The following is an 11,232-nucleotide window of genomic DNA, read 5'->3' as shown; positions in this document are numbered from 1 at the left end:
GTCTTTATTTACTTATCCTAGAACTTTATGTCTCGGACTCATTTTTATTATGTGTGTTAATAAGAGAAAATGAAAATTGAGTAACGTCAGACTAATAAAAAGTCAAATTCAGAGTAGGAAATAATAAATATTCACTCCATTAGATTTTTGATAAAGAATGAAATAGCAAAATTTGATGAATTAGATATCAATATATAAATTTTTAATTCCTACCTAAGTCTGATTTGTGTTGTTGACCTAATTTTAATGTTTCAAAAAACATCATTTACAACTATAATGAATAAGTAATACAACCCTAAGAAAGGATTTGATGTATTGTCGCTTTCTCAATTAGAAGAATGGTTTGACGCATTTCGACAATTCGGATATATTCCTGGGTTCATTATGCTTTATTTAAGAGCCATTGTACCTGTGTTGCCTCTCACTTTGTACGTCGTGCTATTAATACATGCGTATGGATTGTTTCCAGGTATAATTATCAGTTGGCTAGGTATCGTCTCAGGTACTTTTACTGTTTTTCTTATTTGTAAAAAATTTGTGAATACAATAAGAATGAAAAAATTAAAAAGTAGAAAGTCTGTTCAAAGGCTTATTAGCTTCATAGATAGACAAGGGCTTATCCCTTTATTCATATTATTATGCTTTCCATTTACACCCAATACATTAATAAATATTATTGCGAGCTTATCTCACATCAAAATAAAATATTACTTTTTGGTATTAGTTATTTCTAAATTGATTTCAATTACTATTCTAGGAGTAATGGGAAAAGAAATTTTCACCATATTTACTAATCCTTTAAGAGCGCTTATTATGATAGTGTTACTCGTAGTATTGTGGTTTATTAGTAAAAAGGTAGAAAAGTATTTTATGGGTTCTACCAAGGAGTAAAACATGAAACAATTGATTAAATATTTGATTTCCTTTACTTTTGCAATTATTATTGTAATATTCATTCAATCATTTATAATCGTAGGCGCTATGATATCAAATAATAGCATGACACCTACCTTGCAAACGGGAGATAGAGTAATAGTTAATAAAATTAAAGTCACGTTTGACCTAATACAACGTGGTGATATAATCATGTACAGGCATAATAACAAAACTTATTTTAGCAGAATTATAGGAAAGCCTGGTGAGTCTGTGAGTATTAAATCACAACGTATTTATATCGATGATAGACAAGTAAATGAACCATATATGAAAGATAGGCATATTAAAGACATTACATTAAGAGAAATTAAAAATTCTGATGGTGATACGATTCCACCGGGAGCATATTTTGTTTTAAATGATAATAATAACAAACATTCTGATTCAAGAACCTATGGTTTAATAGATAAGAAAGATATCATTGGAGATGTCAGTTTGAAATATTATCCATTTAAAGAATTTAACTATCAATTTAAATAACCAGAAGAGGTGTAGATTTTGAAAAAAGAAATTTTAGAGTGGGTTGTTGCCATAGCCGTTGCCATTGCACTTATAGCCTTAATCACTAAATTTGTTGGGAAGTCATATTCTATTAAAGGTGATTCAATGGATCCCACATTAAAAGATGGAGAGCGTGTAGTGGTAAATATTATTGGCTATAAATTAGGTGGCGTTGAAAAAGGAAATGTCATTGTATTTCATGCTAATAAAAAAGATGATTATGTTAAAAGAGTTATTGGAACTCCAGGTGATAGTGTTGAATATAAAAATGATACACTCTATGTTAATGGTAAAAAGCAATCAGAACCATACTTGAACTATAACGAGAAACGTAAGCAAACTGAGTATATCACAGGTAGTTTCAAAACAAAAAATTTACCAAATGCTAATCCTCAATCTAATGTTATTCCTAAAGGTAAATATTTAGTTTTGGGAGATAACCGTGAGGTAAGTAAAGATAGTCGTTCATTTGGTTTAATTGACAAAGACCAAATTGTTGGAAAGGTATCGCTTAGATATTGGCCTTTCAGTGAATTTAAATCTAACTTCAATCCAAATAACACTAAAAATTAAATATCAATCAACTTTGGAGATTTCTATTCATGCTTTTAAAAAAATAGAAATCTCTTTTTTGTTTTTCTTAGAAGATACACCTGTGTGATATGATTAATATTAAAGGAGTGAGGGAATGTTATGGAATTTAATACATATATTGGTCGAGCAGGTACAGGAAAGTCAACAGCCATGCTTACTCAAATAAAAAATAAAATGAAGCAAGACCCGCTGGGTGATCCTATAGTATTAATTGCACCTACGCAGAGTACTTTTCAATTAGAACAAGCATTTGTAAATGATTCCGAACTTCATGGTAGTTTGAGAACTGAAGTACTTCACTTTGAAAGATTGAGTCATCGTGTTTTTCAAGAAGTTGGTGGTTTAACAGAACAACGATTATCTAAGGCTGCTTTAGAAATGATGATTTTCCATATTGTTCAACAACATGAGTCTGATTTGAAATTGTATGCTTCACAAGCTCAATACTATGGTTTAAGTGAAAAGTTAGCTGAGCAAATTCAAGATTTTAAAAAATATAATGTCACTCCTGAGCACTTAGATCAATTGATAGATAATCATTCAATGCAAACGAGAACAAAACATAAATTAGAAGACATTTCTCTTATTTATAAACAATTAGAATCACGAATGAATGGTGAATTTATAACAACAGAGGATAGTTTGCAACAATTCATTGAAATACTATCTCAATCTCAGTGGATAAAAAAGGCTGAAGTATTTATTGATGGGTTTCATAATTTTTCTACATTGGAATATAGAATTATAGAAGCACTTGTTCAACACGCCAAACAGGTGACTGTGTTATTAACGACCGATGGCAGCCACCATCCATTTAGTTTGTTTAGAAAATCATCTGAAGTTTTATCACATTTGGAGGATATCGCTAATCGTTTAAATATAAATCTAAATAAAACTTATTTTAATACATTTTATCGCTATAAAAATGATGATTTAAAGAATCTTGAAAATGGGTTTGATGCATTACAATTTACGCCTAAACATCATCAAAATCATGTTAAAATATTTGAATCTTCAAGTATGAGAGAAGAAATAAATGAAGTAGCTCGACGTATTTTAAAAGATGTCAGAGAAGCAGATTATAAATTCAGGGATATTGCTATATTATACCGTGATGAATCGTATGCATATCTATTCGAGTCAATACTTCCTTCATATGATATACCATTTAACATTGATACTAAAAAATCTATGACACATCATCCCATCATGGAAATGTTACGTTCTTTATTAGAAGTGATACGTTCAAATTGGCATATTAATGCAATGTTACGATTGTTTAAAACGAATGTATTAACGTCTCAATTTAAAAGAAGTAGCTATTTAATTGATTTACTGGAAAATTTCGTTTTAGAACGTGGTGTTTATGGTAAACGTTGGTTAGACGAAGATATCTTTAGTATTGATCAGTTTAGTAGAATGGGACGTAAATCACATCAACTAACTGAAGAACATCAAGCATTATACAAAGAAGTAATTAAACTTAAAAAGAATGTTATAGATAAAGTGTTATATTTCGAACAAGCTATGAATGAAGCACATACTGTTAAAGATTATGCTACGTCATTTTATGAAAGTTTAGAGTATTTTGAATTACCGAGTCAGTTAATGACTCAACGTGATGAATTAGAGTTGGCGGGTCTAACAGAAAAAGCCGAAGAAATTGACCAAGTATGGAACGGTTTAATACAAATTTTAGATGATTTAGTTACTGTTTTTGATGATCAGGAAATGACACTTCAACAATTTTTAGATGTTTTTGATATAGGTTTAGAGCAATTAGAGTTTGTTATGATACCTCAAACTTTGGATCAAGTTAGTATAGGTACAATGGATTTAGCGAAAGTTGATAATAAAAAACATATTTATATGGTTGGTATGAATGATGGTATATTACCACAGACTGTATCTTCATCAAGTTTGATTACAGATGAAGAGAAGAAATATGTTGAGGACAATGCACATGTTGAGTTAAGTCCAACTTCAGATATACTGCAAATGGATGAAGCGTTTGTTTGTTACATCGCTATGACAAGGAGTCAACAAAGCGTTACATTTTCATATAGTTTAATGGGAAATTCTGGAGATGAGAAGGAAATTAGTCCTTTTTTAACGCAAATTAAAGAACTATTTTATGATTTAGAAATCACCAATCTACAAGATTTACATGAAGCGCAACCTTTATTAATGATGCAACATTCACATCAAACAAAAATTCAGCTTTTTGAATATTTAAGAGGTTGGTTAGACCATGAAGACATCGATATTCGTTGGTTGGATGCATATTTAGCTATTCGAGACGATGATCAATTAAATCAAGGTTTAGATTATCTTACTACGTCATTGACATATGATAACGAGACTGTCCAATTAAATGAAACTTTATCACAACAACTTTATGGTAAAACTATCAACGCTAGTGTGTCTCGTTTTGAAGGTTATCAACAATGTCCTTTTAAACATTATGCTTCGCATGGTTTACGATTAAATGAACGCACTAAATATGAATTACAAAATTTTGACTTAGGAGATATTTTCCATTCAGTTTTAAAATATATTTCCGATCGAATTTATGGTAACTTCAAGAATTTAGATACTAAGAATATTCAATCACTTACTAAAGAAGCATTAGAACTTATTTTACCTAAAGTACAGTTTAATTTGTTAAATTCATCTGCGTATTATAAATATTTATCTAAAAAGATTGGATCAATCGTTGAAACAACTTTAAAGGCACTTAAATATCAAGGGGATTACTCTAAATTTGTGCCCCAACGATTTGAAACAGGATTTAGAAAATCACCTAAAAACAAAGATGAACTTGTTGCACAACCACTGATTACCAATCAGGGAATTCCGATTAATATAAGAGGTCAAATCGATCGTATTGATACATATACAAAAGGTGATCATAGTTATGTCAATATCATTGATTATAAATCTTCAGAAAGTAGTGCAACACTCGATTTAACAAAAGTTTATTATGGTTTGCAAATGCAAATGATGACCTACATGGATATTGTATTACAAAACAAAGAACGTTTAGGTCTTACAGATATTGTGAAACCAGGGGGGCTACTTTATTTCCATGTCCATGAACCGCGTATTAAATTTAAAAGTTGGGCAGATATAGATGAAGACCAATTTCAAAAAGACTATATCAAAAACTTTAAAATGAGCGGTTTACTTAATCGTGATCAAGAAGTGTTAGATGCTTTTGATATTAGACTTGAACCAAAGTATAATTCGGATATTGTTCCAATAGCATTAACAGCTAAAGGCGCTATAAATCAGCGTAGTAGTAAAGTAGCTGATGAAAACATCATTTATCAATTGATAGAACATAATAAGAAGAATTTTATCGAGACAGCCACCCACATTATGGATGGACATACTGAAGTGGCACCCTTGAAGTACAAACAAGTATTACCTTGTCAATTTTGTAATTATAAATCAGTTTGTCATGTAGACGGATTAATAGATAGTAAGCGTTATAGAACGGTAGATGAATCGATAAAACCATTAGATTTAATTCAACAATTAAGAACTGAAGGTGGTGAAAAGACATGATTCCAACTAAACCACAAGATGTGATTTGGACAGATGCACAATGGCAAAGTATTTATGCGAAAGGTCAGGACATACTTGTTGCTGCTGCAGCAGGTTCCGGTAAAACAGCCGTTCTAGTTGAGCGTATTATACAACGTATACTTAGAGATGATGTAGATGTAGATCGGTTACTAGTTGTAACATTTACGAATTTAAGCGCACGTGAGATGAAGCATCGAGTTGATAAACGTATACAGGAAGCATCTTTTAAGGATCCCAACAATGAACATTTAAAGAATCAGCGCATCAAAATTCATCAAGCACAGATTTCGACTTTACACAGTTTCTGTTTGAAATTGATTCAGCAGCATTATGATGTATTAGATATCGACCCTCATTTTAGAACAAGTAGTGAAGCGGAAAATATATTATTATTAGAACAAACTATTGATGATGTTTTAGAACAACACTATGATAAATTAGATCCTCACTTTATAGAATTAACCGAACAACTATCATCAGATAGGAATGATGATCAATTTAGAAGTATTATTAAGCAGTTATATTTTTTCAGTATTGCTAATCCACAACCATTTGAATGGCTCAATCAATTAGCGCAACCATACAAAGAAGAGAATAAACAGCAACAATTAATGCAGCTTATCAATGATTTAGCAATGATTTTTATGAAAGCAGGATATGAAGAATTACAAAAATGTTATGATTTATTCTCAATGATGGAAAGTGTTGATAAGCAACTTGAAGTTGTTGAAACTGAACGCATGTTTATTACTAAAGCCATTGAAGGGAAAGTATTAAATACAGATGTTATCACACAACATGAATTTATGAGTCGTTTTCCTGCAATAAATAGCAAAATAAAAGAAGCAAATGAAGGCATGGAAGATGCTTTAAATGAAGCAAAACAACATTATGATAAATATAAATCTTTAGTTATGAAAGTAAAAAATGATTACTTTTCTAGAAATGCAGATGATTTGAAAAGAGATATGCAACAACTTGCTCCTCGAGTGGCTTATTTAGCTCAAATAGTTCAAGATGTGATACATTCATTTGGTGTTCAAAAACGAAGTCGTAATATTTTGGATTTCTCAGATTATGAACATTTTGCATTACGCATTCTTACTAACGAAGATGGCTCACCTTCGCGTATCGCTGAAACGTATCGTGAACATTTTAAAGAAATCCTAGTTGATGAGTATCAAGATACTAATAGGGTGCAAGAGAAAATATTATCTTGTATTAAAACTGGTGAAGAACACGACGGTAACTTGTTCATGGTTGGAGATGTGAAGCAGTCTATTTATAAATTTAGACAAGCTGATCCCAGTTTATTTATTGAAAAATATAATCGCTTTTCTAGTAGTGGAACTGACAGTGGCTTGCGCATTGACTTATCGCAAAACTTTCGTTCGAGACAGGAAGTGTTATCTACAACCAATTATTTGTTCAAACATATGATGGATGAACAAGTAGGGGAAATTTCATATGATGATGCAGCGCAATTGTATTTTGGTGCACCATATGACAAAGTTTCACATCCCGTTCAATTACGAGCACTTGTTGAGGAAAGTTCAGAAAATAGTGACTTAACTGGAAGTGAACAAGAAGCGAATTACATTGTTGAACAAGTTAAAGATATTATTAATCATCAAAACGTATACGATATGAAAACAGGTCAATACAGAAAAGCAACTTATAAAGATATCGTAATTTTGGAGAGAAGTTTTGGTCAAGCTCGTAATCTTCAACAAGCTTTTAAAAATAATGATATCCCTTTTCACGTAAATAGTAAGGAAGGGTATTTTGAGCAAACTGAAGTACGTCTTGTTCTTTCATTTTTAAGAACAATAGATAATCCACTTCAAGACATTTATTTAGTGGGGTTGATGCGTTCTGTAATATATCAATTTACTGAAGAAGAATTAGCCAAAATAAGAGTTGTAAGCCCTCATAATGATTACTTTTATCAATCTATAAAAAATTATATGATTGATGAAAAAGCTGATTCTAGATTGGTTGACAAGTTAAATCGTTTTATTCAGGATATACAAAAATATCAAAATTATAGTCAAAGTCAACCGGTCTACCAATTAATTGATAAATTTTATAATGATCATTTTGTAATTCAGTACTTTAGCGGTCTCATTGGAGGTAAAGGTAGAAGAGCGAATCTATATGGGCTATTTAATAAAGCTGTTGAATTTGAAAATTCAAGTTTCAGAGGTTTATTCCAATTTATTCGTTTTATTGATGAGCTTATTGATCGTAAGAAAGATTTTGGTGAAGAAAATGTCGTAGGTCCTAACGATAATGTGGTTAGAATGATGACGATTCATAGTAGTAAAGGATTAGAATTTCCATTTGTAATTTACTCAGGATTATCTAAAAAATTCAACAAAGGTGACCTGAATGCACCAGTTATTCTAAATCAACAATATGGTTTAGGTATGGATTATTTTGATGTAAATAAAGATATGGCTTTTCCTTCGCTTGCTTCTGTGGCATATAGAGCAATAAATGAAAAAGAACTCATATCTGAAGAAATGCGCTTAGTCTATGTTGCGTTGACGCGAGCAAAAGAGCAACTTATTTTAGTTGGAAGAGTCAAAGATGAAAAATCATTAATTAAATATGAACAATTAGCTGTTTCAGACACACATATAGCAGTTAATGAACGCCTTACTGCTACAAATCCATTTGTTCTTATTTATGGTATTTTGGCTAAGCATCAATCGGCTTCATTGCCAAATGATCAAAGATTCGAAAGAGATATTAATCAATTAAATTCTGAAGTGAAGCCACGTGTATCAATAGTGATTGATCATTACGAGGATGTTTCAACTGAAGAAGTTGTTAATGATAATGAAATAAGAACTATCGAAGAATTAAAGGGCATAAATACTGGTAATGAAGATGTGAAAATTAAAATTCATCAACAGCTTTCTTATGACTACCCTTTTAAAGTTAACACGATAAAACCATCTAAACAGTCGGTATCAGAGTTAAAACGCCAGTTAGAAACTGAAGAAAGTAATACAAATTATGATAGAGTACGTCAATATCGTATTGGTGTTGCATCTTATGAAAGACCCAAGTTTCTTACTCAAACCAAAAAAAGAAAAGCAAATGAAATAGGAACTTTAATGCATACAGTCATGCAACATTTACCTTTTAGAGAACAACGTTTAACAAAGGACGAATTACTTCAATATATCGATGGATTGATTGACAAACAACTTATTGATGAAGATGCAAAAGAGGATATTAGAATAGATGAGATTATGCATTTCATTGATGGACCTCTCTATATGGAAATAGCTCAAGCTGACAATGTTTATACTGAATTACCTTTTGTGGTAAATCAAATTAAAGTTGATGGACTTACAAGTGAAGATGAAGATGTATCCATTATTCAAGGTATGATTGATTTAATATATGAAAGTGACGGACAATTTTACTTTGTTGATTACAAAACGGATGCCTTTAATAGAAGAAAAGGTATGAGTGATGAAGAAATAGGGAATCAGCTCAAAGAAAAATATCAGATACAAATGACATATTATCGAAATACTTTAGAAACAATACTTAAACGACCTGTTAAGGGTTATTTATATTTTTTCAAATTTGGTACATTAGAAATAGATAATTAAAATTCAAAGTTACTTTGATAAAGTGGGAAACAATAGGCCGTGCTTTCATCCTAACCAAGAAAACACGGCTTTACTGTATATATGTCTGTTATTAAGATTACAAATAAACTTTCTTAATTTTCTTACTTATATATTTGTTATTTGAACTTAGATATAGTTATAATATGTAATAAGATATAGATGAGGAGTTGATTATGAATGAAATTTCTATCATTCAAACATAATGACAGAACTTCATATGGTGTTAAAGTAAAACGTGAAGATGCTGTTTGGGATTTACCAATGGTTTTTGCTGAGTTTGGGGACAAAGACTTTAATCCTAAAACTTTAATTGCAGGTCTACAGCAAAATCAAACTTTAGACTTTCAAGAGCAAGTTCGAAAAGCAGTTGTCGCAGCTGAAGAAAGTGGAAGAGATGAGGAATTTAAATTTTTATTCACTGATATTGATTTTCTACCACCAGTGACACCTCCTAATAATGTGATTGCATTTGGTAGAAATTATGAAGATCATGCTAGTGAATTAAATCATGAAGTTGATAGTTTATATGTATTTACCAAAGCGGCTTCATCTTTAACTGGTGATGAAGCAACAATTCCTAATCATAAAGATATTACAGAACAATTGGACTATGAGGGAGAACTTGGAATTGTAATTGGAAAATCAGGCGAAAAGATTCCTAGAGGATTAGCTTTAGATTATATTTATGGGTACACAATTATCAATGATATTACAGATCGCACTGCGCAAAGTTCACATGATCAAGCATTCTTATCAAAAAGTTTAACTGGGGCATGCCCAATGGGTCCTTATATAGTAACCAAAGACGAATTACCTACGCCAGAGAATGTAAATATCGTAACAAAAGTGAATAACGAAATTCGACAAGATGGTAACACTGGAGAGATGATTTTAAAAATAGATGAACTCATCGAAAAGATTTCAAAATATGTGGCTTTACATCCAGGCGATATCATTGCAACTGGTACACCCGCTGGTGTGGGTGCTGGTTTACAACCACCACAATTTTTACAAACAGGTGATGAAGTCAAAGTAACTATAGATAATATTGGCACTTTAACAACATATATATCTAAAAATTAAGAGTTATACAATGATTTAAAAAGTTAAATGGGCGTGGAGTAAATATATTACTCCCCAAGCCCTAACTTGCTTTGTCTGTAAAATTTTAGTGTAATTCTATGTGTTGAGCGTTGGAATTCAATTTGCTTATTTTGAAATTTCTGTTCAAAAAATAGATATTAATACATTTTTAATTCAGTCATCGAATGACTATTTGTTAAGAAAGTCTGGGATATTATTTGTATCCTAGACTTTCTTGTATATTTATCAAAATATTTATTATTTTAATTATTGATAAAAATTAAAGTTATGGCATCATCAAATATTTAGAAATATGTTATGATGATTTAGAAATAAAAAGATGGGGGGACAAACATGTTACATGTCCATATTTTAAGTTGGGTATTAGCAATTATTTTATTTATCGCAACTTATTTAAATTATTCAAAAACGCAAGGTGCATCACCTTATTATAAACCTTTACATATGGCATTAAGATTATTCATGCTATTAACATTAATTTCTGGTTTTTGGGAATTAATCGAAGAGTTTATGGCTGCCTCTAATGGTGAAGGTGGAAATCATATGCTACTTACTTTAAAAATGTTATGTGGTTTAGCTGTTATCGCATTTATGGAAATTTCCATTGCTAAAAGAAAAAAACAACAGACTAGCCATAAATTCTTTTGGATTACTATTATTTTAATCATAATTACAATGGCTATTGGTGTTATTTTACCTTGGGGCCCAATTTCTAAAATATTTGGAATAAGTTAAACATGCTTGGATACAATTGCGTATGATTTATATTTATTGAAGTATGAACATCATATTATTCCTAAATAAAAGACCAAAATGAATTCTTGGCACTGAACCCTTAAAACGGGAACTTAAT

General features: G+C 30.8%; 7 protein-coding genes. All 7 read left to right on the top strand.

Features of this window, described 5'->3' with window-relative positions:
- The first annotated feature begins 315 nt into the window (after positions 1–315).
- A complete protein-coding gene (locus tag HMPREF3241_RS09875; RefSeq protein ID WP_002446053.1) occupies positions 316–891 on the top strand; it encodes a TVP38/TMEM64 family protein in 576 nt (191 codons plus the stop codon).
- Between the two features lie 3 nt (positions 892–894).
- Positions 895–1,416, top strand: coding sequence for a signal peptidase I (gene lepB, locus HMPREF3241_RS09870; protein ID WP_070853645.1), 522 nt, complete (start codon positions 895–897; stop codon positions 1,414–1,416).
- Positions 1,417–1,434: 18 nt separating this feature from the next.
- Positions 1,435–2,010, top strand: coding sequence for a signal peptidase I (gene lepB / locus HMPREF3241_RS09865; RefSeq protein ID WP_002446055.1), 576 nt, complete (start codon positions 1,435–1,437; stop codon positions 2,008–2,010).
- Positions 2,011–2,130: 120 nt separating this feature from the next.
- Entirely contained in the window at positions 2,131–5,601 is a 3,471-nt protein-coding gene (gene addB, locus HMPREF3241_RS09860) for a helicase-exonuclease AddAB subunit AddB (protein WP_002491664.1), read from the top strand.
- A complete protein-coding gene (addA, locus tag HMPREF3241_RS09855; protein WP_070853644.1) occupies positions 5,598–9,254 on the top strand; it encodes a helicase-exonuclease AddAB subunit AddA in 3,657 nt (1,218 codons plus the stop codon). The genes addB and addA overlap by 4 nt, the downstream gene beginning before the upstream one ends.
- A 198-nt stretch (positions 9,255–9,452) precedes the next feature.
- Entirely contained in the window at positions 9,453–10,358 is a 906-nt protein-coding gene (locus HMPREF3241_RS09850) for a fumarylacetoacetate hydrolase family protein (protein ID WP_070853643.1), read from the top strand.
- Positions 10,359–10,712: 354 nt separating this feature from the next.
- Entirely contained in the window at positions 10,713–11,114 is a 402-nt protein-coding gene (locus tag HMPREF3241_RS09845) for a YisL family protein (RefSeq protein ID WP_001831989.1), read from the top strand.
- Positions 11,115–11,232 lie beyond the last annotated feature (118 nt).

The sequence above is a fragment of the Staphylococcus sp. HMSC34G04 genome, assembly GCF_001838765.1.
Taxonomy (GTDB): domain Bacteria; phylum Bacillota; class Bacilli; order Staphylococcales; family Staphylococcaceae; genus Staphylococcus; species Staphylococcus epidermidis.
Note: the sequence above shows the minus strand (reverse complement) of the source record. Positions and strands in the feature narration are given on the sequence as shown.

What these genes read in the sequence shown, in the direction of transcription:
- lepB (WP_070853645.1), top strand. Translation starts at nt 895, where the DNA reads ATGAAACAATTGATTAAATATTTGATTTCCTTTACTTTTGCAATTATT.
- addB (WP_002491664.1), top strand. Translation starts at nt 2,131, where the DNA reads ATGGAATTTAATACATATATTGGTCGAGCAGGTACAGGAAAGTCAACA.
- addA (WP_070853644.1), top strand. Translation starts at nt 5,598, where the DNA reads ATGATTCCAACTAAACCACAAGATGTGATTTGGACAGATGCACAATGG.
- HMPREF3241_RS09850 (WP_070853643.1), top strand. Translation starts at nt 9,453, where the DNA reads ATGAAATTTCTATCATTCAAACATAATGACAGAACTTCATATGGTGTT.
- HMPREF3241_RS09845 (WP_001831989.1), top strand. Translation starts at nt 10,713, where the DNA reads ATGTTACATGTCCATATTTTAAGTTGGGTATTAGCAATTATTTTATTT.